Here is a 22,973-nt window from a genome sequence, read left to right as displayed (position 1 = left end):
AAGGCCATGAAGACAGTCGTCATTACCGGTGCCTCGACCGGAATCGGGGCAGGGGCCGCGCGTCACCTGGCGGCGAATGGCTGGCGGGTCTTTGCCGGGGTACGCAAACAGGCCGATGGCGAGGCGCTGACGCAGGGCGCCTCCGGTGACCTTCGCCCGATCCTCCTTGATGTGACGAAACCGGACCAGGTGGAGGCTGCGGCCGAGACGGTCGCGGCTGCGCTGGGCGGCGAACGCCTCGCCGGTCTCGTCAACAATGCAGGCATTGCGAAAATGGGCCCGCTGGCCATCCAGCCCATGGAGGATTTCCGGGCGCACTTCGAGGTCAACGTGTTCGGCCTGCTGGCCATGACGCAAGCCTTCGTGCCGCTGCTGGGATCTGATGCCGCGCGCACAGGGCCGCCCGGCCGGATCGTGAATATCACCAGCGTTGGCGGCCGGCTCGCCTCGCCCTTCCTCGGTGCGTATACGGCCACCAAACATGCGGTGGAGGCGATGACGGATACGCTGCGCCGCGAGCTGGTCATCTATGGCATCGATGCGATCGCCATCGGGCCCGGCTCCGTGAAGACACCGATCTGGGACAAGGCCGAGCAGGACAATACCGAAGGCCCCTATGCCGCCAGCGACTGGGCCGGGTCGCTGAAACGGTTCGAAGAGGTGATGCTGTCGGGCGGCCGGACCGGCCTGACGCCGGAAGACATTGCCGGCTATATCGAAACCGCGCTGTCCGCCGACAAACCCAAAGCGCGCTACGCGCCGGTGCCGGACAAACTGACCAACTGGACCATTCCGACCCGCCTGCCCAAGCGGTTGCTGGACCGTATCTTCTGGAGCCGTTTCGGATTGAAGAAAACGTGACGCCCCTGTCAGGTTTCGCTTGACGGACCACACGGAACCCCCGTGCATGATGCCCGAACGAAAAGGGAGAAAACATCATGGCGGATCTCAGCGGCAAGGTTGCCGTAATCACAGGTGCAGCAAGCGGCATTGGCCTGGCAGGCGTAGAGACCTTTGTGGAGGCCGGTGCGAAAGTGATCGCCGCCGACATCCAGGACGAAAAGGGCCGCGCGCTGGAAACGCGCTTTGGTACGGATACCGTCCGCTACATCCATTGCGACGTGCTGGACCTCGCTGAGCTGGAAGCCCTGATGGAAGGCGCCGTCAGCCATTTCGGCAAGATCGATGTGGTCTGGAACAATGCCGGCAGCGGCGGCACCCCGGCCGATATCGAGGAGCTGGACGAAGAAGGCTATGACAAGACGATGGACCTGCTGCTCAAGCAGGTCTTCTTCGGCACCAAATATGCCGTGGCGCACATGAAGGACTCCGGCGGCTCCATCATCAACACGTCTTCGATCAGTGCGCTGGAAGCCGGCTGGGCCCCGATCACCTATTCGGTGGCCAAGATCGGTGTCGCGCATTTCTCGCGCATCGCCGCCGCGCAGGTTGCGAAATACAAGATCCGCGTGAATGCGATCCTGCCGGGCTTTATTGCAACCTCGATCTTCGGGGCGTCCCTCGGCATGTCGCGGGAAGTGGCTGACCAGATGGCGGAGATGCTGGCCCAGCAGGGCGGATCAATGCAGCCGGCTGGCCGGACCGGCAAGGGCAAGGATATTGCCGAGATGGCGGCCTTCCTCGCCTCCGATGCGTCAGAGTTCATCACCGGCAGCCAGTTCACTGTCGATGGCGGCATCACGGTCGGCCCGCGCCACTCCTGGGACGAATCGGCCGGCGGGCCGGTCCTCGAAGCGCTGGGCATTACGCCGGAACAGGCCGAACAGATGGCCGAAGCCATGAAGGCACAACAGGAATAGGGGTCAGCGGCTGCGGTCCGGGTCGAGGCCGGGTATGGCCTCGACAGCGGACAGCAATTCCTGCAGGGAGGCGGCTCGGATCAGCCGGCGGCCTTTCTCGTCCGACAGGGCATAGCCTTCTTCGGTCTTGAACAACGGGAAGCGGCGCCAGTGGGCGCGGGTGCGGAAGATCCAGATCTGATCGGGGGACTCGCCCGCAGCGGCCCATCCGGTCCACATGTGATCCGGCGGCAGGCTGCGCCACAGGGCGTCGATCTCGTCGACTTCGGAAGGCGTAAAGGCGGTCATGGCAGTCAGTCCCGATCAATCAGGTGTCGCCGAGGTTAGTGCGGCTGAAGAACCCCGCAACCTGGAAGGTGCACTCTGGATGACGGCCTCGGGCCTCGTCTTCACCGCGTTCCTGACGCTGTCCAAGCTTCAATCGGCCCATTACGACCCCGGCTTCCTGGCTTTCTTCCGGTCGTTCGTCGCCCTGATCCTGACCTTGCCGGTTATTCTTCAGCAGGGCTGGGGCGTCATGCGCATTCACCGGCCCGGCCTGGTTCTGCTGCGCAGCCTGTTCGGGACGATGGGGTTCATTTTCAGCTTCTACGCGGTCTCGGCGCAGTTCGGTCTGCCGCTGTCGGAGTTCAACGCGATCAGTTTCTCGCGCGCCATGTTCATCACGGTGCTGGCGGCGGCGCTGCTGAAGGAGACGGTCGGCTGGCACCGCTGGGGCGCGACGCTGGCGGGCTTTGTCGGCGTTCTCATCATGACCCAGCCGGAGGCAGGCGTCAGCCTCGGCACGCTGCTGGCGCTTGCGGCGGCTTTCTGCATGGCCGGCGCGATCACGCTGGTGAAGCTGCTCTCGCGCAATCACCGGCCGGTCACGCTGCTGATCTGGGCGAACCTGCTCTCCTCGGCGATGCTTCTGCCGCTGGCCCTGTGGAAGATGCCGGAGGTCATGCCGTCCTGGCAGGACTGGGCGCTGATTACGCTGATGGGCGGATGCGGCGTGGCCGGGCAGTATTTCTACATCCGGGGCATGGCGATCGGGGACGCCTCGTTCCTGTCGCCGATCGATTATCTGCGCCTGCCGATGGCGGCGACGGTGGACTGGCTGTTGTTCAAGGCCTTGCCGGGGCCGTGGACCTGGGTCGGCACGGGCATCATCATCGGCGCCACGGCCTATATCACCCTGCGGGAACGGCAAAAGCGGCGCCAGACCAGACGGGCCTGATACGTCTTCCCTTGTGAATAGTGGCGAAATCGTTCATTAGTCACATCAGATCAGGGAGACTCACATGGCCAAAGTTCTCGTTACCGGCGCGACCGGCTTTATTGCCGGGCATGTCATCCACCAATTGCTGGAAGCTGGCCACGAGGTTCGCGGTACGGCGCGTTCCGCTTCAAGGGAAACGCCCCTGAACACGATTTTGAGCGATTATGCCGGCAGCCCGCTCCATATCGACATCGTCGAGGCGGATCTGAACAGCGATGCCGGCTGGGCGGAGGCCGTGGAAGGCATGGACTATGTCCAGCACCTCGCGTCTCCCTTCCTCGCGGTGATGCCGAAAGACCATGATGAGCTGATCCGGCCGGCCCGTGACGGCGCCCTGCGCGTCCTGAAGGCCTCGAAGGCGGCGGGCGTGAAGCGCGTGGTGATGACCTCGTCCATGGCGGCGATCGCCTATGGCTGGGGCGATGCCCGGCCGAACCCGCTGACCGAAGAGCACTGGTCCAATCCCGACGATATGAAGGACAACACGGCCTATACCCGCTCCAAGACGATCGCGGAGAAAGCCGCCTGGGACTATATGGCCGGGGAGGGCGCCGGAATGGAGCTTTCGGTCATCAACCCGTCCGCCGTGCTTGGCCCGGCCATGAGCGCCGATGTCTCGACGTCGCTGCAGATCATCACCCAGTTGATGACCGGCAAGGCCCCGGCCTCGCCGCGGGTCGGCTTTTGCGTTGTCGATGTACGCGATGTCGCCGATGCGCACGTGAAGGCGATGACTGTGCCCGAAGCGGCGGGCGAACGCTTCCTGGCATCCGGCCGGTTCATGTGGATGAGCGAAGTGGCCGATGTGCTGCGCGAGAAATTCCCGGACTACCAGAAGAAGCTGCCGAAGGGCGAACTGCCGGACTGGCTGCTGAAGGTGCTGACACTAGTAAATCCGCCACTGAAGGCCGTCGTGCCGGAGCTGGGCCGCGAACGGCATTGTTCGAACGAGAAAGCCCGCCGCGTGCTCGGCTGGACGCCGCGCACCGAGGAAGAAGCGATCATCGAGAGCGCGCAGACCCTGATCGACCTGAACGTGGTCTAGGCCTCATTACGGCCTCTGAACGTCGCGCCGGCGGCGATGAAGCTGGCGGCGGCGAGGATGGCAGAGACGACGCCGTTCCACCCGGCCATGGACAGGCCGAGGATGTAGAAGGGGGCATCGGTGCAGGATGGCACGGTCATCGGCCGGTCCAGCGATTCCATGTTCATGAGATCAATCTCGCCGCCGCCTGCGCAACCGGCCGGAGGCGGGAAAATCTTCCATTCCACGCCGGAATGATAGAAGGCGACGACCACGCCGACCCCGAAGACAAGGCCAATCAACACGTTCAGCGCCACCAGGAAGCGCCGGGTCGGCCGGACCTTCCAGAGGGCAAGGCCGGTCAGTGTCATGGCGATCAGGGCCCAGTAGACCTCCCGCTGGCGCAGGCAGAGCGGACAGGGATAGAGATGGCCGAACGTCTCGAAGGCATGGGCGGCTGCAAGCATCAGGGCGGACACCACAATTGCGGCGACCGGCCATTTCCAGTCCTTGAGAAGGCCTTTCAGGAAGAGCATCGTTGGTACGCTAGCACGCTGTCTCGACAGCAAAAGTGCGGCGCAGCGTCACGAGCCAAACAATCCCGTGAGCCAGTCCTTCCCGAAATGGATGGCAGCCAGAACAGCCGTCGGGCCGAGGATCAGCAATGAGGACACCCAGACAAATCCCAGAATGGCGCCGATGATGACAAGGAAACCGTCCCGGTTGATCAGGCCGAACGCGGCAAGCGCCACGGCAAAGCCGGGGACGGTATTGGTCATCGGCAGCGGCACCAGGATGGACGCGCAGAAGATGCAGAGCACGAAGCCGAGCAGGCGTTCGGACCTGGGGCCGGTAATCATCGTGAAGCGGGGCTTTGAGAATGTCTCGATCCAGCCGAGCCATTTCCGGCCGCCATGGGCCATGGCGGTCAGGCCCTTGCGGTCGATCCGGCGGTTGCCCAGCGCGTCCGGCAGCCAGGGCTGTTCATGGCCGAGGGCCATCTGTGCGGCGAGCGCCATCATGGGCAGAGAGACCACTTGTGGCACGCCATAAAGGAAGGGAATGCAGCAGGGCAGGGCCAGCAGGAACAGGCCCGCGCCGAACGCGCTTTCGTCCAGATGGTCGAAAATCTGCCGCAGCGTGTACCCGTCTTCCGGCGCGCCGGCGGCCATCGCCTCGACGATCTGGAGCAGGGTTTTCTCGTTTTCCGCGTTGGTGACATCCATGCCTGTTCAATACGTCCTGTAATTATGCCGCCCGGGATAGATTGACGGGCAGGCCCTGCTCGGGCAGGAGAGCCTTCCCGATAAGGGCCTCTGTGGCGGAATTGGTAGACGCGACGGATTCAAAATCCGTTTCTGGCAACAGAGTGCCGGTTCGAGTCCGGCCAGAGGTACCAGCACGTCCGCGTGCCATCAGTATTCGTATTTCTCCACCCGCGACAGATCGATAATGTAGGCAGCGTCCGCGAGGTCGCTTTCCTGCTTCTGTGCATGAAGCGTGCCTTCGATCCAGACGGCCTGTGGCAAATCCTTCAGCAGGATCGGATCGTCGGTCCGCACGAAAATCGTCTGGTTCGGCGGCGGCGGCGGGGCGTGAATGCATGCGCCGAAATAAGGCACCAGCAGGAATTCGCTGATCTCGGCCTTGGCATCATAGGAAAACGGCACAGTGTAGCCCGGCATGCGGATCTTCTTGCCGTCATAGGTGTCGACCGTGTTGAACGAGCCGATCTGAACGGCCGTGTCGGCGGCAGAGCCTTCCTGGATGGAGTAGAGCGTCGCCATCTGGGCGGCATACATCTTCTGCAGGCGCTCTTCCTCGCCTTCCGGCATCAGGTCTTCCCAGCCGATTTCCGTGACGCCGCGGGCCTTGATTTCTTCCTGCTCGCGCATGGCCTCTGCCGCGGCGGCGGCAACGGACGCATCCTTCGCCGCCTTTTCTGCATCGCTTTCGCCGATCTTGTCGCCGACCTGCGGCCCGGCGGGGGCGGTGGAGGCGTCCGCGCTTGTTTCCACGCTTGCTTCTGCAGGCGTTTCGGCATCGGCGGCGGGCGCCGTGGTCTGGCCGCAAGCGGGCGACAGGCTGATCAGGATGAGGGCGGGGAGGATGAGAGAGCGCTTCATGACTGTTTTCTTAGGCTTTCAGGGAGGGATGTGCCAGACGGGTTCGACAACCTTGCTACAACTTCACGGACAGTCCGTCAGCGAGGGATCTGCGGAAAGCGGCCCAGGCCGGAATGGCCCCCGCCAGCAACGAGGCGCCGGTGACGGCCAGCAGCGTCAGCAGGTCGGTCATGCCGGGGCCCGTCCCGCCAAGGGAAATGCCATACCGCTGCATGATGATCGGCCCGGCGATCAGGATCAGGCCATGCACGATCACAATGCCGAGCAGGGCGCCGAGAAAGCCGATCAGGCCGGCCTCCAGCGTCAGCAGGCCGAAGATATGTCCCGGCCGGGCGCCAACCGCCCGCAGGATGGACATCTCCCGCCGCCGCTCGTTCAGGCTGGTCAGGATGGACGTCAGGATCGAGACGACACCGACTGCGATGACGAAGATCGACACCGCCATCAGGGCGCGCTCCGCCATGGCGGTCACGCTCCACAGCTGGGCCAGGGCCTCGCCGGGAATGATGGCCATCAGCGGCTCGCCCTTGTTGGTGTTGATCTCCCGCCGCGTGCGCAGGATCGTGCCCTTGCGCTTCAGCCCGGCATAGACTGCCGTGATCGTCTTGGGCGTCAGGTTGAAGCCGCGGATCATGTCTTCGGTGATCGAATCGGCCATCGGGTTCTTCGCGCCGGTTTCCCAGCCGACATGGATGGCCGTAATGGCTTCGAGCGAGACGATCACGGTCCGGTCGACCGGTGTGCCCGTTGGTGCGAGAATGCCGACAACGCGGAACGGCCGGTTCTCGTGGCCTGATCCGAAATCGGCCTTGCCGAGCCCGTGGGACAGGACCAGTGGTGTGCCGAGATCGTAACCAAGCTCGCGGGCGACGTCAGCGCCGATCACGGCATCGAACAGGTCGTCCATTTCCTTGCCCTTGGCAAAGCGTAGGGATTCGCCGCGGCCATACTGGTAATGTTCGAAATAGGAATGGTCCGTCCCCATCACGCGGAAGCCGCGATGGCTGTCGCCGAGGGAGATCGGCACCGTCCAGGCGATGTCGTCCCGCGCAGCCAGTTCCTGGTAGGTGGGCCAGGAAATCTCCGCCGTCGCATTGCCCATCCGGAAGACGGAGTAGAGCAGCAGGTTCACGCTTCCCGTGGGGGCGCCGATGATCAGGTCCGTGCCGGAAATCGTGTGGCCGAAGCCTTCGCGTGCCCCGGTGCGGGCCTTGTCGACCCCCAGGAACAGGGCAACCGACAGCGCCACAGCCAGAAGCGTCAGCATCACGGAGGCCCGCCGGTTCAGCAGGCTTTTCCATGCCAGGGCAAACAGGGCCTTCATGCGCTCACCCCCACCTTGTTGATGTCGGCGAGATCCACCGCTCGGTCGAACTGCCCGGCGAGGCTGGCATCATGGCTGACGAACAGGAGCGCGGCGCCCGTGCGTCCGGCCTCCTCGCTCAACAATTCGATGAACTTGTCGCGGGCATCGGCGTCGAGGGCCGAGGTCGGCTCATCCGCGATCACGATGTCCGGCCCGCCCATCAGGGCACGGGCCGCGGCGACGCGCTGTTGCTGGCCAACGGACAGGTCCGAGACGCGCCGGTCCAGCAGGGTGGCATCGGTCAGGCCCAGCCGGCCGAGCAGGCGGCGGGCTTCGCCCTCAGTATCCTTGCCGACCCGTGCGCGCCGGGCCGGGGAGAAGTGCAGCGGCAGCGTAACGTTCCCGGTCACGGACAGGTACGGGACCAGGTTGAACATCTGGAAGATGACGCCCAGATGGTCGGCCCGCACCCGGTCGCGCCTTGCGGCGCTGAGCGTGGCCATGTCGTTGCCCAGCACATTGACCGTGCCGGTTTCCGGGCTGAGTACCCCGGCGATCAGGCCGAGCAGAGTGGACTTTCCGGACCCGGACGGTCCGCGCAGGAACAGTTTTTCGCCGCGGGCGAGGGTGAAGCGGTCGATATCCAGCACCGGTGGATGATCCGGCCAGGCAAAGCGAAGGCTTTCAACCCGGATGGCATCCGTGCTCGGGGCGTCAGGCAACATCAGTCGAAATCGATCTCTGTATCGTTGGGGGTGAGTTCCTTGGCGACCTGCTGGCCGTCCGGGCCGAGATAGATCGCATCGATATGCTGGAAGGCCGGGTAGAGTTCAAAGACATGCACCAGCATGCCTTCCACCCGGTCGATCTTCTTGCAGCGCCAGGCGACCGAGACCGTCATCGCGCCATGCGTGCCGTCGGTACGCCCGGTGATGGAGCGTTCGGTCTCTTCGCAGGTCGTCGGCCCGATCGGCTCAACGATGCCTTCGGCGAATTTCTCGGCCTTCTTGCCTTCAGGCACTTTCGTTTCCGACAGGCCGAAATTGGCGAGCGGCGCATCGAGGCTCACGGTCAGGAAATCGTCTTCCCGCGTGATCGCGAGATCGCCGCCGCCATGCACGTGCGGTTCGCCGGCATGGCCTGCTTCATCCTCATGGGCCGCTTCGAGTTTGGTCACTGCCGCCGGCGCAACGGGGCTGTCTGCGGCGACCGCAAGGGCGGCGTCAGGCAGCTCGGCTTGCTGGTCAGATTGCGAGGCAGGTGGCGGAGGTTCGTAGGGCGCGCTGGACGGGCCGCAGGCAACAAGGGTCAGCAGGCTGGCCGCGGACACGGCCGCAACCGGCCAGAAACGGAATGAAATCATTGTGGGCCTCCGGTGCGCCACACAGTGGATAAGTGCAGAAAGGTCAATAATTATTGTCGCGAAAGCAATAGTGATACTATATCACATTTAATCAAGGCGGAGCTTGCAGAAGTCCTTCTGCCAATTTCACAACGCCGCCGGTTTACGCACACATGCTCGATTCTCTCCAGGCCCCACTCCTGTTCGGCTTGACCGCCGCCTTTATTACCACGCTTGGCCTGATCTCGGTGTCCGTGCGCGGGGATTGGAGTGCGCGCTATTCCGGCCTGTTCGCGCTGGCCGCAGGCGGCATGCTGGTCAGCCTGACACTGTTGCACATTGCCCCGGAAGCCTTTGAACTCAGCGCCCACACGCCGGTCTTCCTGATGGTGGGTTTCTTTGGCGGCCTCGGCCTGCATTTCGGGATCGGGGCGCTGTTCCCGGAAAGCTCCGACCGGGGGCAGGCGGGGGCCATCACGCCCCTGGCGGCCGTGGCGATCCACTCCCTGCTGGACGGGATGATCTATTCGGTCACCTTCGCCGCAAGCTTCTCCTCGGGCGTTTATGCCGCAGCGTCGCTGATGCTGCACGAGTTTCCGGAAGGCGTGATCGCCTTCGCCATCCTGCGCCGGCACAGCTTCTCCAACCGCGAGGCGTTCATCTGGGCCTTCCTCGCCTCGGCCGTGACCACGCCGCTGGGCGTGATCGTGGCAACGCCCTTCATGTACGGCCTGACGCCGGACATTATCGGCAGCCTGTTCGCCATCTCCGCCGGCCTCCTTCTCTACGTCGCGACCGGCCCGCTGATGGCGCCGCTGGGCGAGGAGCCGCCGATGCGCAGCCTGATGGCATTGAGTGCCGGTGTGGGCCTCGCCATCCTGATGGCGCTGATGCCGTTGCACCCGCATGAAGAAGCGGGCGGGCACATCGCCCCGGCCCCGCACGACCTTTCGCACGATCACCTTCCGCACTAGTCCGGCGCGCCGCCGAAGGCACATCCCTTGCACCAGCCTCCCCAGCGAGCGGGAAAGGTGAGGGCAGATGCAATTTGGGCGGAAGGGCTCTGTTTACGAAATCGGAGGACAAGCAGAGTCTCGGAATACCGGAGACTCTCGTCCCATGCTGACCCTGCCCCTCCTGGCCAAGATGTCGTCTGCCGCGCTGGCGTCCGGGATCACCGCCTGTCTCACCTATGGCCAGTACAATGTCGCGGGCGGGCCGAACGGGTCCGGCCTGATGCCGCCCGCCAGCGTGGTGCACCCGAATGCCCGGCCGGGTGTTATGCTCGATCCGCTGGCCGAGGTGGCAGACGCGTTTGCCACGCTGAAGCAGGACCGCGCCAAGGCCGCACGCAACCGCGCCATGATCGACTGGCTGGGAAGCCTGCGGACCAGGTTTACCGTGCAGCGGCTGGAAACGGGGCTCGTCTACAAGGTGCATTACACCCCGGCTGCGCATGCCGGGGCTGTGCTGGAAGATTATGTGGCCGTGCCCTACGGGCCTGAACTGCCCTTCGCGGTCAGCCTGCACGCTGCCGGAAACGGTGTGATCCGCCTTGAGGGCCTGTCGTGCGCCGGGGAAGAAACCCTGGGCGAGGTCGATCTGTCAGAGGGCGGTAACACCGCGGAAACAGCGGCCATGGCGCAGGCCGAGGCCTATCTGCGCACGCCGGATGCCGCAGACCCGGGCCTGCCTGCAGACTGCCTGACGACCCGGCTGAACCGCAGCTAGACTTTGTCGAGGGCGGCTTCGTCCAGCTCGCGATGGGTAAAGCGCCGGGTAAATTCGGTGACGCGCGGGGCGATCTCCGTCCGGAAACGATTGCCGTTGAAGACGCCGTAGTGGCCGACGCCCGGCTGGATGTAGTCCAGCTGCATTTCCTTCGGCAGCTGGGTGCACAAATCGTGCGCCGCCTGCGTCTGGCCGATGCCGGAAATATCGTCCTTTTCCCCTTCGACCGTCATCAGCGCCACATCGCGGATTTTCTCGGGCCGGATCTGGCGCGAATAGCGATATTTCATGATGCCGCGCGGCAGGTGGTGTTCCTGGAACACGCGCAGGATGGTCTGCAGGTAGAACTCTTCGGTCATGTCGAGGACCGAGAGGTATTCGTCATAGAATTCGCGGTGCTTGCCGGCATTGTCGCCGTCGCCTTCGACCAGATGGTTGAAGAAGCGCCATTGCGCGTCGACATGCCGTCCCCAGTTCATGTTCATGAACGAGGCGAGCTGCACAAAGCCCGGATAGACCCGGCGGAAGACCCCCGGATAAGGGCCGGGCACGGTGTAGATCATGTTTTCCTGGAACCACTCGAAGGATTGCTCCTCGGCCAGCTCGTTCGGCACGGTCGGGCTGCGACGGGTGTCGATGGGTGACCCCATGAAGGTCATCGAGGCCGGACGGTTCGGATCATCGTCTTCCGCCATCATCGAGATCGCGGCCAGGACCGGCGGGCCGGGCTGGCAGACCGCCAGAACATGCGCGCCGGGGCCGATATGCGAGATCATCTTGCGGACATGGTCCATATAGTCATCGAGATCGAACCGGCCGAGCCAGACCGGCGCCATGCGCGCATCGGACCAGTCGGCAATGTAGACGTCATGCGTCTCCAGGAAGCCTTCGACCGTTCCGCGCAGCAGGGTGGCATAGTGGCCGGACAGCGGCGCCACGATCAGCATGCGGGGCAGGGGGGCAGCGCCCGGCTTGCGGGCAAATGCCAGAGCGTCCGGATCCTTGCGGAAGTGGACCATGTTGCACCAGGGCGACCGCCAGGCGACCGTCGGGGTGACCGGCACGGGCGCGCTGTTGATCTTGACCGATTCGATGCCCCATTCGGGCTTGCCATAATAGCGGGTGGCGCTTTCGAACACGTCCGCAAAGGCGGTGAGCGCCTTGCCGTATTCCGTCTTCGCGATCGGGTTGATCGAAGAATGCATCGCCATGCGGCCTGCGCGTACGGCCATACGCATTGGCGCCATCGCGGCACGGTTCATTTCGACAAAGGAGTAGAGCATTGCTTTACCAGCCTTCCATGTTGCAGCGCAGCATATGTCCATGAAACAAATGTGGCAAATGGATTCGCCAGCCACGCGCCTTACCGGGGGGTTAACGCAACCGATTGAATTTGCCTGAAACTTTCAATTTCCCGCCCGTTCCGGGTTAAGGAGCAGCTGCTAGTTTTTAGGCTTCAACCGGCGAAGAGGCCTCTCCATGTTCCTTAAATGCGCACCAAATCCGCATCAGGGCGGGCGTATGACCCGGGCCGTTATGTTCAATCATGCGGGCGGCCAGTGCTTCGCCATCGATGCAGAAGCCCTGCACAAACACCCCCAATTGCTGAACGAGTTCGGCGCGTTTAACGGTCTGCGCTTTCGCTCGCTGGATGCCCTCGCTTACGGTCTTTGCTTTGTGGGCGGGGTCGGCACGATCACGGTGGCCTGGTGGATGTTCTTTGTCGGCCTTGCGGCCTGCGTGCTGATGCTGGCCGTGAACCGCAAGTCTGCGGGCGAAGCGGCGCGCAACGCCGCCCGGCGCTCGACGGACAATTTCCGCCGCCTGCATGAGCTTGGCTGCATGTGGCTGGTCTACGAGTGAGCCAGACTCAGATCCCGACCATGCCGAGGATCGCGGCGATGATCGCCACCAGCATGAAGATCAGCGACAGGCTGACCGAGACGGCCCGCTGGCCCTTGCGGCTGGTGCGCGAACCGTGCGGGGCCTTGCCGGATTTTGGCGCCAGCATCCAGCGGTTTGAATAGAAGCCGAACGCGGCCAGCAGGGCGGTGACGCCCGCGGCCCAATGGGTTGCCAGCAGGAAGCACGCCCCGGCGGCCAGCATCATGCCGGCAATCGGCGTGGAGGTGGCGTGTAGCAATTCGCGCACATGCCGGTCGGCGCGGCTGCCGTCGAGTTCCTCGAAGCTGCAATTCGGCGCCGCAATGGCCGCCACCCATGACGATCCGATCGCCAGGGCGGAGAAAATAAGACCCAAATTGGAGGCGAGTGCAGCAAGGTTCTGGAACATGGGCAGAATATGCGCCGGATTCGCGGATTGGCCTAGGGGTCGTCCGTCTAAAGAAAACTGGCGACGATGACCTGATCGACCAGCGCCTCGTCCCGGGGAACCTGTCCGTCCAGCATCAGCATGGCCAGGCCATGCACCATCGACCAGGCCTGCAGCCGCTTGATCTTGCGGTCGGCGTGCGAGGTGTCGGCGGGCATCAGCGCGTTGAGCGTGTCCGACAGCATGCCAAAGGGTTCGTCCGTGGCGCAGGGCGTCTCGTTCCGGTCCCCCTCCGGCGGGCGTTGCGTCATCATCAGGCGAAAGACAGACGGGTTGCGCAGGGCGAATTTCACATAGGCCCGGCCCATGGCCCGGAACGCCGCCCTCTGCTCGTCCGCGCCGGACATTGCCTCCCGGAACGCTTCGGCCAGGCGTTCGCCGCCAACGCCGCACAGCGCGCTCAGAAGCGCGGCCTTGTCGGGGAAGTGCCGGTACACCGCCGTTGCCGACACGCCGACATTGCGGGCGATCTCGCGCAGGCTGACGGCATCCGGCGCTTTCACGTCCAGCTGGGCGAGACCTTCTTCGATCAGAGCAGACCGCAGGTCGCCATGATGGTAGCGGCCCTCGCGCGGCTTCATGTTGACAGTGTTATCATCTGATGTCATGTTATCACTGTAAACATAGATTCTCTATTCCCGCAACGCGACACGGAGTCACTGATCATGCCCAGCCCTGTTGAATCTGCCATTCGAGGCGTCGTTACCAAAGGCGTCGTGGCCATCGCCGGTTTCAATCGCGAACGCAAGAAGTCAAAAGGGCCCAACCCTTTCCTGGAAGGCATGCACACCCCGGTGAGCGAGGAAGTGACCGACACAGCGCTGAAGGTAACCGGGGAAGTTCCGGCTGCGCTCAATGGGCTCTATGTGCGCAACGGGCCGAACCCGCTGGCCAATGTCAACGCCGCCACCCATCACTGGTTCATCGGCGACGCCATGGTGCATGGCATCCGCCTGCAGGACGGCAAGCCACTCTGGTACCGCAATCGCTGGGTCCGCTCCAATGCCGTGAGTGACGCGCTGGGAGAGCCGCGTGCGCCCGGGCCACGCCATCCGCGTACGGATGTCGCCAATACCAATATTGTCGGACATGCCGGCAAGCTGTGGGCCGTGGTCGAGGCAGGCGGCTATCCGGTTGAGATGGCAGACGATCTGAAAACCGTCGCCCATTCGGATTTCGATGGCACGCTGGGCGAATCCTATTCCGCCCACCCGCATCTCGATCCGGAGACCGGCGAGATGCATGCCATCTGTTACGAGGCCCAGCACCCGGACACGATCTGGCACACGGTTGTGGACACTTCCGGGCATGTTCGCCGCAACGAACCCATCGCCGTAAAGAACGGCCCGATGATCCATGACTGCCAGATCACGCCCTCCTATGTGATCGTGATGGACCTGCCGGTGACGTTTTCCATGTCGGCCCTGATGGGCGGGGCGAGCTTCCCCTTCCGCTGGAACCCGAAACACAAGGCGCGCATCGGCTTGTTGCCGCACGAGGGCAGGGGGGACGAGATCATCTGGTGCGATGTCGACCCCTGTTACATCTTCCACCCCGCCAATGCCTACGAGACCGAAGACGGCAAGGTCGTCATGGATGCCTGCGTCTACGAGACCATGTTCGATACCCATGGCCACGGCCCGGATTCGCCGACCGCGAAATTCGAGTCCCTGACGATTGATCCGGCGGCCGGGCAGGTCACCCGCGAGGTGATCGACGCGGCGCCGCAGGAATTTCCGCGCTATGATGAACGCCTGACCGGCAAGCCCTATCGCTATGCCTACACCGTGGCTTTGCCGGAAAAGGTGGATGACGGATTTCTCGGCGAGACGCGCCTGTTCAAGCATGATCTTGCGGCAGGCAAACGGGAGGTGCACGATTTCGGCCCTGGCCGGGTGCCCGCCGAATTCGTGTTCGTCCCGGCGCATGAAGCGGCCGCCGAAGACGAAGGCTGGGTGATCGGTTATGTCAGCAATGTCGAGGACGGCACATCGGACTTCGTGATTCTGGACGCCGCGAACTTCACCGCGCCGCCGGTTGCGGAAGTCCATATTCCTTACCGCATCCCGCCCGGCTTCCACGGCAATTTCGTTCCGCAGGCGTGAGGGGGACGCAGGCCCGGGTCAGCCGACGCTCATCGCGAGCAGGCGGCTGATCTGGGCGCGGGGCAGGCCGCTGCCATCATGGTAATCATTGATCGCGGTCTGTAGTGCGGTCAGGTCACGCTTCGAGGTGGCCTGCGGCTTGTCCAGCACGCCTTCGCGGACCAGTGCCGCACACACATGGGATGAGGCGATCCAGGCGTCCCACCCCGCAAAGCGCAGGAAATAGGCGCCCGTTGCTCCGCCAAGGCGGGATCCGCGCTTGTGCAGTTCGGTCATCAGGCCAAGCTGGTCGTCCGCCGGCCAGCTGGCGAGGAAGTGGCCGAAACCGCCTTCCTTCGCTTCGATGTCTGCGACGAGTTTCGCGTTTTCCAGCGTGGCCTTGATCTTCTGGCCGTTGCGGACGATGCGTTCGTCCGAGACCAGACGATCGAGCATCTCCTCCCCGAAGAAGGCGAGCTTGCCGGGGTCGAAGCCTTCGAAGGCCGCCTCGAACCCGTCCCATTTGGCCTCGATGACTTTCCAGTTGAACCCGGCATTGAACACGCAGCGTGTCATGACGGAGAGCAAACGGTCGGCGGACACTTTCGAAAGGTCCGCCACCGCATGCGTGTTCTGCGACATCTCCAGCGCGTTCGCCCGTCCGCCATGATGACCGGCGGCCATCTTCAGGATCGGGGCGAACTTTCGCGCCATGAGCTTATGTCCCTTATCCGAGCGCGGTCTCGTAGACCTTCGCATAATCGTCTGCACTCATAGGCTTCGGATTTCCGAAGTGCGCAAGGTCTTTCAACGCGTATTCCACGATGCCTTCGGCGTCTTCCATGCCAAGACCCATTTCCTTCAGCGTGGGCGGAATGCCGAGATCCTCGTTCAGTTTCGCGATCGCGTCGGCGAGGTCAGCGCCTTCCTTCAGGCCCATGACCTGGCGCAGGCGCGCATATTTGGCGTCGGCGGCGCCTTCATGGAAGCGCAGGATATGCGGCAGGAAAACCGCATTCAGCGTACCGTGGTGCAGCTTCTTGTCTTTCAGGCGTCCGGCCGCATGAGACAGCGCGTGCACACCGCCAAGCCCCTTCACGAAGGCAAGCGCGCCTTCATAGCTGGCCATCATCATGTTCCAGCGGGCATCCGGATCCGAGCCGTCCTGAACGGCTTTTTTCAGCCAGCCCTCGCCAAACGCACGATAGGCGCCATCATAGCCGATGCCCTCCGCAGGCGGATTGATGGCCGGGGCCAGCACGGCTTCGATACAGTGTGTGAGGGCGTCCATGCCGGTCGCGGCGGTCAGGCCGGCCGGCAGGCCGAGCGTCAGGTCCGGATCGCAGATCGCGGTCGCCGGGATCAGGTTCGGGGACACGATGGTTTCCTTGCGCCCGTTCTCCAGGATCACCACGGTGCCGACAGAGACTTCAGAGCCCGTGCCGGCCGTCGTCGGAATGGCGATCAGCGGCGGGATCTTCTTGATCTTCTTGGCGCCGCCCGAGATCGCGGCATAGGTTTCCAGCGGATCGGGATGGCTGACCAGCAGGCCGATGGCCTTGGCGTGGTCCATGGAGGACCCGCCACCGACAGCGATCAGGCCGTCCGCGCCGCATTCCTTGTAGGCTTCAGCGGCCAGCTTGGCCTGGGATTCGAGCGGGTTCGGGACGGTGTCGGCGAAGACGCCCGCCGGAGCCATGCCGAGCGCATCTTCCACTTTCGCCATGAGACCGGCGGCCTTGATGCCCGGGTCGGTCACGATGAAGGGGCGTGTGATGCCCAGACTCTTTGCGACGTTCGGCAGCTGCTTCAGCGCGCCGGAGTCGAATATGCAGGTTGTCAGGAAGGTCATAACGGGCATGTGTGGGGCTCCTCAGGCTCTTGAGGACGCACTTTTGCGGGGGAGAAGGGGGCGACGCAAGCCTTTCGCCGGGTGATGCGGCGTTTCGCTCGGCGTGAAGCGAACTTCTGCGCCATTAAAGGTTGCGTTCTGTGAATTTGCTCCGGGCGCCTGAAACTCACAATTCGGGGAAATACCTAATTGCGCGCCCGTGTCGCGCGGCACCTCGGCGCGCGTCAAACTGGCCAATATTCTTCTAAAAAACAGGGGTCTATCTCCCGGTCATTGGTATTCTTTTCATGGAGGGAAAGACATGAAACGCCTCTTCGTTGCCGCGCTCCTGGCGAGCACAACTTGGACGACTGTTGCGGGGGTCGCAGCAGCTGATGACAATCCGTGGATGATCCGCGGACGGGTTATCGGTGTGTTGCCGAGCGAGTCGGCTGACCTGTCGGTGGCCGGTGCGCCGCTCGGTGGCAGTGTCGACATCAGCGACCAGTATGTGCCTGAGCTCGATATCACCTACTTCTTCAACAAGAATGTTGCAGCTGAACTGATCCTCGGGGTGACCCCGCACGATGTGAAGGCAACGAATGTTTCTGCTGTCGGCGGAGCGGATGTTGACCTCGGCGATGTGTGGCTCCTGCCGCCGACGCTGACGCTTCAGTATCACTTCGACAATGGCGGCAAGTTCAAGCCGTATGTCGGTGCCGGCGTGAACGCCACGTTCTTCTTCAACGAAGACGAAGGCAATGTTGCAGACGGCATCGATTACGATCCGAGCTTCGGTCCGGCGCTGCAGGTCGGCTTCGACTACGACCTGGATGGGGTTCCGGGTGGCTGGGCCTTCAATGCCGACGTCAAGAAGATCTGGATCAATCCTGATGTCACAGTGAATTTCGCCACAGCGCTTGGCGTCGCCGTCGATGCCGATGTCGATATCAACCCGACCGTTGTCGGTCTCGGCTTCGGCTACAAATTCTAAGCTCTCCCTGAGCTTCCGCGTTATCCCTTTTCTTGCGGAAGACTTAGTAACTTGGCCGTGTCCTTCCCCGGACACGGCCATTTTTCTGCGCCCGATTGTTGCGCGCCCGCCCGCGGCCGCTACAGATGAAGCCCATGAGCATTCTCTCCGTCAAAGACCTGCGGGTCTCGTTCGACACACCCGATGGCGCCGTGAACGCCGTCAAGGGCATCAATTTCGATCTGGCCGCCGGCGAGTGCCTTGGCATCGTCGGGGAAAGCGGCTCCGGGAAGAGCCAGTCTGCGCTGGCCACGATGGGCCTGCTGGCCGGAAACGGCTCGGCAACCGGCCAGATCCTGTTCGACGGCATCGACATGCTGACGGCCCCGATCCAGACCTTGCGCCAGATCCGCGGCGCGCGGGTGTCCATGATTTTCCAGGACCCGCTGACTAGCCTGACCCCGCACATGACGGTCGGCGCGCAGATGCGCGAAGTGCTTGCCCTTCACACGGGCGAGAAGGGCGAGGTTGCCGACAAGCACTGTATCGAATGGCTGGAGAATGTGCGCATTCCCGAAGCCGCCCGCCGCATGAACCAGTTCCCGCACGAGCTGTCCGGCGGCATGCGCCAGCGTGTGATGATTGCCATCGCCATGTTGTGCAATCCGGAAATCCTGATCGCCGACGAGCCGACCACGGCGCTGGACGTGACGGTTCAGGCGCAGGTGCTGGAACTGATGGACGAGCTGAAGCGCGAAACCGGCACGGGTATCGCGCTGATCACGCACAATATGGGCGTTGTTGCCCGCATGTGTGACCGCGTGATCGTCATGCGCCATGGCGAGATTGTGGAGCAGGGCGGGGCGGACGACATCTTCTACGCGCCGAAAGCCGACTACACGAAAATGCTGCTGAACGCCGTGCCCCGCATTGACGAGCCGGACCGGCCGGGCCGTCCGGTTCTGTCGGAGGCGCCGCCTGCGGAAACCCCTCCGGTGCTGACGGTGGACGGGATGAAGGTCCACTTCCCGATCCAGGTGAAGGGCGGCCTGTTCGGCAAGCGCAAGCCGCTGAAAGCCGTCGACGGGGTGTCCTTCGACCTGCGCCCCGGTGAGACGCTGGGCGTCGTCGGCGAATCCGGTTGCGGCAAGTCGACCCTTGCGCGTGGCGTACTGAAACTCATTCCGCCAACGGACGGAACGGTCGCCTGGCTCGGCAAGGACATTGCCAAGGCGGGCCGGAAGGAAATGGATGGCCTGCGCGACGACCTCCAGATCGTGTTCCAGGATCCGCTGGCCAGTCTCGATCCGCGCATGTCGATCGGTGCCTCGATTGCCGAGCCGCTGCAGGTCCACCAGCCGCAGCTCTCCCGGGCAGAGCGCGAAGCGAAAGTGCGGGAAATCCTGCCCCGTGTCGGGCTCGACCCGGCCCTGATCAACCGTTATCCGCATGAACTCTCCGGCGGCCAGAACCAGCGCGTCGGCATTGCCCGCGCCATGATCCTGAAGCCGAAACTGGTCATCTGCGACGAGGCGGTCTCCGCCCTCGACGTGTCGGTGCAGGCGCAGGTCGTGGACCTGCTGATCGAGCTGCAGAAGGAATTCGGCCTCGCCATGATCTTCATCAGCCACGACCTCGCCGTCGTGCGCCAGATCAGCCACCGCGTCATGGTGCTGTATCTCGGCCGTGTGGTTGAACTGGCCGGCCGCAACACGATCTACACCGATGCGCGCCACCCCTACACCAAGGCCCTCATCGCCGCCGTGCCGAATGCGGACCCGAAAAGCGAAAAATCACGTGAGCGCCTGAAACTGTCCGGCGACCTGCCGAGCCCGCTCGACAGCCGCGCGGCCCTGCGCTTCATGAAGTCGAAACTGGTCGATGATGCGGATGCGGAACAATACCAACCGAAACTCGTGGAAGTGACGCCCGGCCACCTGGTGGCGGAGCATGACGCGATGCTCGGCACGGAAGGCCTGGTGGCGGGTTAGCCGCCGGTCTCGTCCGTCTCCGGATAACATGGCCCCTCATAGACCGGCAGGCGCATGTCCATGACGGAGCGGTTGGCGTAGGCGATACAGGCCTGTCCAAACCCGCGGATCGCCTCTGTCGCCTTGTTTTCGGCCCAGGAATGGGCGCAGGCCGCCTTGTCCGCTGCCTGACTGTCTGCCGATGTGTCTGACTGTTGCTGCGCCGTGATGAAATCCGTCACGCAGCGGCCATAGACTCTCACGCCCAACAGGAGGCCGTCGCGCAGGGACCGGGCGTCTTCCATCTCTCCGGCAGACTGGAACTCGACGCCTGAAAAGTCCGGCACGGCGAGCGTGCCGCAGGTTTTCGCGACGAGGCCGCGGCCCGCTTCGCTCATCGCCGGCGTGCAGATGCGATAATCGCCCGCCGCGTCCACCGGCTCTGCCACAGCGGGCAGGGCGGTCAGGCAACAGATGGCAAGGGCCGCAAGGCGCATCGGGTCACTCCGTTCAGGTCCGCCATTTATAGACATAATCGCCTTCGGGGGCACACCCCCCGTGTCTCGGGTTGTGTCCCGGGCTGCGCAGCCGGGCGCAACCTTGGCTTAAGACCCCCGTGCGACAGTGGCGTATTGTTCCGGAGGGAAATGGCTTTGCCACAGCTGATTGGCCTGATCCTTGTTGTTGCGCTCGTCTTTGGCGGCCTCGTCTTCACAGGCGGCCATATGGCGATGGAGGCACTGCCGCTGGAGCTCGCCCTGATCGGCGGGGCAGCTGTCGGCACGCTGGTCATCGGCAATTCACCCGCCGTCGCAAAAGAGGCCGGGGCAGGGGTGCTGAAAGCCTTCACCGGCGCCAAATGGACGCGGGACGATTACCAGTCGATGCTGGTCCTGCTCGGCACGCTGATGCGTAAGGCCCGCCGGGGCGGCTTTGTCTCCATCGAGGCCGATATCGAGACGCCGATGGAATCCGAAACCTTCGCTGCCGCGCCGGCCATCCGCGACGATGTCGCCGCGCGATCCCTGATCTGCGACGCCTTCCGCCTGATGGCGCTGGACCTGTCGGACCCGGCCCGCGCCGAGGCGCATATGAACCAGTCGATCCATCAGAACCTCAACCACCGCATGAAGGCCGTCGCGGCGCTGCATACCGTGGCGGATGCGCTGCCTGCGCTCGGCATTGTGGCCGCCGTGCTGGGCATCATCCGTACCATGGGCTCGATCGACCAGTCGCCTGCCGTGCTGGGCGCCATGATCGGCACGGCGCTGCTCGGCACCTTCCTCGGCGTGTTCCTCGCCTATGGCGTGGTCGGGCCTCTCGCGGCCCGTTTCGGACAGGTTGTGGAGGACGAAGCCGTCATGCTGGAAACCGCCCGCACCACGCTCGCCGCCTTCGGCAGCGGCATCCAGCCCGGCATCTGCGTCGAACTCGGCCGCGCCGCCATTCCCGCAGACCTGCGGCCCGAGGCCGAAGCGCTGGAACGGGCGCAGCAGGCGGCCCGCTTCACCCGCCGCGCGGCATAGATTGACCGGCCCGGAAACACCTCTAAACACTCCCCGGAATGCCTGAACTCCGCCTCGCCACGTTCAATTGCGAAAACCTGATGATGCGCTGCGACTTCCGGCGGGCGGGGATCAAGCGGGCGCGCGAGCGGCTGACCGAAGTCGACGACGCCCTCGTCGCCGCGCAGGTGGATTCGGTGTTCAACGTCCTCTCCGAAGACGACCGGACCCTCACCGCCGAAGCGCTGTCCGTCACGCAGGCCGAGGTCTGCGCCCTGCAGGAGGTGGAGAACCTCGTCACCCTCACCGCCTTCGACACCCGCTACCTGGCGCGCTGGTCAGGTGCTGAGTATGAGGATCGCATCCTGCTTGAGGGGAATGATACCCGCGGGATCGATGTCGGCCTGCTGTCCCGCTTGCCGGTGATCCACTATCGCAGCCATGCCCGCGAAACCTATGGCCGGCTCGGCCTCAGTCCGCCAAACGGACAGAGCGTCAATGACTACGCTTTCCGGCGGGACTGTCTCGAAGCGGATATCCTGAAGGACGGGCGCGTGCTGACGCTTTTTGTCTGTCATTTCAAGTCGATGTATGGCGGACGGCACAAAACCCGCGCGATCCGGCAGGCCGAGGCACAGGCCGTGCGCCTGATCATCGAGCGCCGCTTTCCAGACCCGGCCGCCGCCGAATGGGTGATCCTCGGCGATTTCAACGACTATTTCGAGCGCGACGGGCAGGCGCTGCACGACCACGGCCTCGGGCCCCTGGTCGATGACGGATTCGCGGTCGATCTCGTCACCCACGCCGTTGCAGACCCCTATGACCGCTGGACCCATCACTATAATGGCGACGACACCTATGGCGCGCTGGACCACATCTTCCTCTCCCCGGCACTTGCGCAGCGCAATGCGAGACCACACGTACGCATCGTTCGCGCGGGAACCCCGTTCCGCGCGCGGCGTTATGAGGGGGCACGTTTTCCGGGTGTAGGCTGGAGCGAGCCGAAGGCTTCGGATCATTGTCCGCTGGCCGCGACACTGCAGTTTGAAGGACGCCCGCTGGCGCCGTAATATCCGTTCCAGCACCCCAGTATTCCGCACATTTGGAGGCCCGCAGCCATGTCCCGTTTAGACAAGCTGGTCGAGACCGTTGAAATCTATCAGGCGCTGGCCACAGAGAATTACGACCGGATCCGCGGCCTCGCCGAACAGATCCGCGGCGGCCTGTGCGATTATATCGGCATGGGCGAGATCCCCTGCGTCTACCTGGTGCCGCCAAAGGGCCAGTTCGAGCCCAAAGCCTATGGCGATGCCGCCTTTTCGATGCCGCCGCGCGGGTTCCGCACCCTGTCGCCGGTCGCGTTCGGCCTGGCCGTGCGCCTGTCACGCGGCAATGACTGGCTGCGCCTCACCATGCAGTGCCGCAAGGTTGGGGAGACCTTCAAGGTCAGCATCGAGGACGGTTCGGAATACGAATTCAAACTGCCGCTCAGTTTCGAGAGCCAGCTGCCTTTCTATGACCATATCTACTCCCACATTCTGAACTGGTTTACGGACCAGATCGAACGCTACAAGAATGGCGAATACGGCAGCCGGGTGATCGGCTTCGACTTCGCGGATGACACAAGCCAGCAGGACGTCTAGGTTTCCGCCGGGGCATTACCTGAGA

General features: G+C 63.7%; 26 protein-coding genes and 1 tRNA gene. 14 read left to right on the top strand and 13 right to left on the bottom strand.

What is annotated here, in order from left to right; genetic code table 11:
• Positions 1 to 6: 6 nt before the first annotated feature.
• Both HAD_RS03005 and HAD_RS03000 read left to right on the top strand, forming a co-directional pair.
• Positions 7 to 861 (top strand): SDR family oxidoreductase, encoded by an 855-nt coding sequence (locus tag HAD_RS03005; RefSeq protein WP_035569359.1) that lies wholly within the window; start codon positions 7 to 9, stop codon positions 859 to 861.
• A gap of 77 nt (positions 862 to 938) precedes the next feature.
• Positions 939 to 1,820, top strand: coding sequence for an SDR family NAD(P)-dependent oxidoreductase (locus HAD_RS03000; RefSeq protein ID WP_156942140.1), 882 nt, complete (start codon positions 939 to 941; stop codon positions 1,818 to 1,820).
• A gap of 3 nt (positions 1,821 to 1,823) precedes the next feature.
• On the opposite strand, the gene HAD_RS02995 is transcribed toward HAD_RS03000, so the two are convergent.
• Entirely contained in the window at positions 1,824 to 2,108 is a 285-nt protein-coding gene (locus HAD_RS02995; RefSeq protein WP_035569357.1) for a hypothetical protein, read from the bottom strand.
• On the opposite strand from HAD_RS02995, the gene HAD_RS02990 reads away from it, so the two are divergent.
• Together HAD_RS02990 and HAD_RS02985 are read left to right on the top strand one after the other, a co-directional pair.
• Positions 2,107 to 3,039 (top strand): DMT family transporter, encoded by a 933-nt coding sequence (locus HAD_RS02990; RefSeq protein ID WP_051595880.1) that lies wholly within the window; start codon positions 2,107 to 2,109, stop codon positions 3,037 to 3,039. The genes HAD_RS02995 and HAD_RS02990 overlap by 2 nt on opposite strands.
• A 64-nt stretch (positions 3,040 to 3,103) precedes the next feature.
• Positions 3,104 to 4,126 carry an SDR family oxidoreductase gene (locus tag HAD_RS02985; RefSeq protein WP_035569356.1) on the top strand — a complete coding sequence of 341 codons (1,023 nt, stop codon included), beginning with the start codon at positions 3,104 to 3,106 and terminating at the stop codon, positions 4,124 to 4,126.
• Here HAD_RS02985 and HAD_RS02980 read toward each other — a convergent pair.
• Together HAD_RS02980 and HAD_RS02975 are read right to left on the bottom strand one after the other, a co-directional pair.
• Positions 4,123 to 4,641 (bottom strand): disulfide bond formation protein B, encoded by a 519-nt coding sequence (locus HAD_RS02980; RefSeq protein WP_035569355.1) that lies wholly within the window; start codon positions 4,639 to 4,641, stop codon positions 4,123 to 4,125. The two genes, HAD_RS02985 and HAD_RS02980, sit on opposite strands and share 4 nt — an antisense overlap.
• A gap of 48 nt (positions 4,642 to 4,689) precedes the next feature.
• Positions 4,690 to 5,331, bottom strand: a complete 642-nt coding sequence (locus HAD_RS02975; protein ID WP_035569354.1) for an exopolysaccharide biosynthesis protein — start codon at positions 5,329 to 5,331, stop codon at positions 4,690 to 4,692.
• Positions 5,332 to 5,417: 86 nt separating this feature from the next.
• On the opposite strand from HAD_RS02975, the gene HAD_RS02970 reads away from it, so the two are divergent.
• Positions 5,418 to 5,504 (top strand) — tRNA-Leu (locus tag HAD_RS02970).
• A 16-nt stretch (positions 5,505 to 5,520) separates the two neighbouring features.
• Here HAD_RS02970 and HAD_RS02965 read toward each other — a convergent pair.
• From HAD_RS02965 to HAD_RS02950, 4 genes are read right to left on the bottom strand one after another with little or no spacing between them, the layout of a single operon-like run.
• Entirely contained in the window at positions 5,521 to 6,231 is a 711-nt protein-coding gene (locus HAD_RS02965) for a DUF3299 domain-containing protein (protein WP_035569353.1), read from the bottom strand.
• Positions 6,232 to 6,286: 55 nt separating this feature from the next.
• Complete coding sequence (locus tag HAD_RS02960) at positions 6,287 to 7,555, bottom strand: ABC transporter permease (protein WP_035569352.1); 1,269 nt, start codon at positions 7,553 to 7,555, stop codon at positions 6,287 to 6,289.
• Complete coding sequence (locus tag HAD_RS02955; RefSeq protein ID WP_035569351.1) at positions 7,552 to 8,262, bottom strand: ABC transporter ATP-binding protein; 711 nt, start codon at positions 8,260 to 8,262, stop codon at positions 7,552 to 7,554. Before HAD_RS02955 ends, HAD_RS02960 begins: the two co-directional genes overlap by 4 nt.
• The gene (locus HAD_RS02950) at positions 8,262 to 8,900 is read right to left on the bottom strand and encodes a ZrgA family zinc uptake protein (protein WP_035569350.1); all 639 of its coding nucleotides are present in this window, start codon (positions 8,898 to 8,900) and stop codon (positions 8,262 to 8,264) included. The genes HAD_RS02955 and HAD_RS02950 overlap by 1 nt, the downstream gene beginning before the upstream one ends.
• 152 nt (positions 8,901 to 9,052) lie before the next feature.
• Here HAD_RS02950 and HAD_RS02945 point away from each other — a divergent pair, with 152 nt between their 5' ends.
• On the top strand, positions 9,053 to 9,853 hold the full coding sequence (locus tag HAD_RS02945; RefSeq protein ID WP_051595879.1) for a ZIP family metal transporter: 801 nt from the start codon (positions 9,053 to 9,055) through the stop codon (positions 9,851 to 9,853).
• A 145-nt stretch (positions 9,854 to 9,998) separates the two neighbouring features.
• The gene (locus tag HAD_RS02940) at positions 9,999 to 10,610 is read left to right on the top strand and encodes a hypothetical protein (RefSeq protein WP_035569349.1); all 612 of its coding nucleotides are present in this window, start codon (positions 9,999 to 10,001) and stop codon (positions 10,608 to 10,610) included.
• On the opposite strand, the gene HAD_RS02935 is transcribed toward HAD_RS02940, so the two are convergent.
• Positions 10,607 to 11,893, bottom strand: a complete 1,287-nt coding sequence (locus HAD_RS02935) for a polyhydroxyalkanoate depolymerase (RefSeq protein WP_035569348.1) — start codon at positions 11,891 to 11,893, stop codon at positions 10,607 to 10,609. The two genes, HAD_RS02940 and HAD_RS02935, sit on opposite strands and share 4 nt — an antisense overlap.
• A gap of 238 nt (positions 11,894 to 12,131) precedes the next feature.
• Here HAD_RS02935 and HAD_RS02930 point away from each other — a divergent pair, with 238 nt between their 5' ends.
• Complete coding sequence (locus HAD_RS02930) at positions 12,132 to 12,473, top strand: hypothetical protein (RefSeq protein ID WP_035569347.1); 342 nt, start codon at positions 12,132 to 12,134, stop codon at positions 12,471 to 12,473.
• Between the two features lie 7 nt (positions 12,474 to 12,480).
• Here HAD_RS02930 and HAD_RS02925 read toward each other — a convergent pair whose 3' ends face one another.
• Both HAD_RS02925 and HAD_RS02920 read right to left on the bottom strand, forming a co-directional pair.
• A complete protein-coding gene (locus HAD_RS02925) occupies positions 12,481 to 12,903 on the bottom strand; it encodes a hypothetical protein (RefSeq protein ID WP_051595878.1) in 423 nt (140 codons plus the stop codon).
• Between the two features lie 47 nt (positions 12,904 to 12,950).
• Positions 12,951 to 13,523 carry a TetR/AcrR family transcriptional regulator gene (locus HAD_RS02920; protein ID WP_206741241.1) on the bottom strand — a complete coding sequence of 191 codons (573 nt, stop codon included), beginning with the start codon at positions 13,521 to 13,523 and terminating at the stop codon, positions 12,951 to 12,953.
• A gap of 84 nt (positions 13,524 to 13,607) precedes the next feature.
• On the opposite strand from HAD_RS02920, the gene HAD_RS02915 reads away from it, so the two are divergent.
• On the top strand, positions 13,608 to 15,047 hold the full coding sequence (locus tag HAD_RS02915; RefSeq protein WP_035569345.1) for an 8'-apo-carotenoid 13,14-cleaving dioxygenase: 1,440 nt from the start codon (positions 13,608 to 13,610) through the stop codon (positions 15,045 to 15,047).
• A gap of 18 nt (positions 15,048 to 15,065) precedes the next feature.
• On the opposite strand, the gene HAD_RS02910 is transcribed toward HAD_RS02915, so the two are convergent.
• On the bottom strand, positions 15,066 to 15,740 hold the full coding sequence (locus tag HAD_RS02910) for a DNA-3-methyladenine glycosylase I (RefSeq protein WP_035569344.1): 675 nt from the start codon (positions 15,738 to 15,740) through the stop codon (positions 15,066 to 15,068).
• A 13-nt stretch (positions 15,741 to 15,753) separates the two neighbouring features.
• Positions 15,754 to 16,887, bottom strand: coding sequence for an iron-containing alcohol dehydrogenase (locus HAD_RS02905; protein ID WP_035569343.1), 1,134 nt, complete (start codon positions 16,885 to 16,887; stop codon positions 15,754 to 15,756).
• A 292-nt stretch (positions 16,888 to 17,179) separates the two neighbouring features.
• Between HAD_RS02905 and HAD_RS02900 the strand changes: the two genes are divergently transcribed.
• Together HAD_RS02900 and HAD_RS02895 are read left to right on the top strand one after the other, a co-directional pair.
• On the top strand, positions 17,180 to 17,851 hold the full coding sequence (locus tag HAD_RS02900; protein ID WP_035569342.1) for an OmpW/AlkL family protein: 672 nt from the start codon (positions 17,180 to 17,182) through the stop codon (positions 17,849 to 17,851).
• Positions 17,852 to 17,985: 134 nt separating this feature from the next.
• Positions 17,986 to 19,821: an ABC transporter ATP-binding protein gene (locus tag HAD_RS02895; RefSeq protein ID WP_035569341.1), complete on the top strand. Its 1,836-nt coding sequence runs from the start codon at positions 17,986 to 17,988 to the stop codon at positions 19,819 to 19,821.
• On the opposite strand, the gene HAD_RS02890 is transcribed toward HAD_RS02895, so the two are convergent.
• Positions 19,818 to 20,297 carry a hypothetical protein gene (locus HAD_RS02890; RefSeq protein WP_035569340.1) on the bottom strand — a complete coding sequence of 160 codons (480 nt, stop codon included), beginning with the start codon at positions 20,295 to 20,297 and terminating at the stop codon, positions 19,818 to 19,820. The genes HAD_RS02895 and HAD_RS02890 overlap by 4 nt on opposite strands.
• Before the next feature lie 150 nt (positions 20,298 to 20,447).
• On the opposite strand from HAD_RS02890, the gene motA reads away from it, so the two are divergent.
• Genes motA through HAD_RS02875 form a run of 3 tightly spaced genes read left to right on the top strand, consistent with a single transcriptional unit; the run spans position 20,448 to position 22,948 of the window.
• Positions 20,448 to 21,326 (top strand): flagellar motor stator protein MotA, encoded by an 879-nt coding sequence (gene motA, locus HAD_RS02885; RefSeq protein WP_035569338.1) that lies wholly within the window; start codon positions 20,448 to 20,450, stop codon positions 21,324 to 21,326.
• A 38-nt stretch (positions 21,327 to 21,364) separates the two neighbouring features.
• Positions 21,365 to 22,375, top strand: coding sequence for an endonuclease/exonuclease/phosphatase family protein (locus HAD_RS02880; protein ID WP_035569336.1), 1,011 nt, complete (start codon positions 21,365 to 21,367; stop codon positions 22,373 to 22,375).
• Positions 22,376 to 22,423: 48 nt separating this feature from the next.
• Complete coding sequence (locus HAD_RS02875; RefSeq protein WP_035569334.1) at positions 22,424 to 22,948, top strand: hypothetical protein; 525 nt, start codon at positions 22,424 to 22,426, stop codon at positions 22,946 to 22,948.
• Positions 22,949 to 22,973: the final 25 nt, after the last annotated feature.

It is taken from the genome of Hyphomonas adhaerens MHS-3 (assembly GCF_000685235.1).
GTDB lineage: Bacteria > Pseudomonadota > Alphaproteobacteria > Caulobacterales > Hyphomonadaceae > Hyphomonas > Hyphomonas adhaerens.
This window is presented reverse-complemented; position numbering and strand designations above follow the sequence as displayed.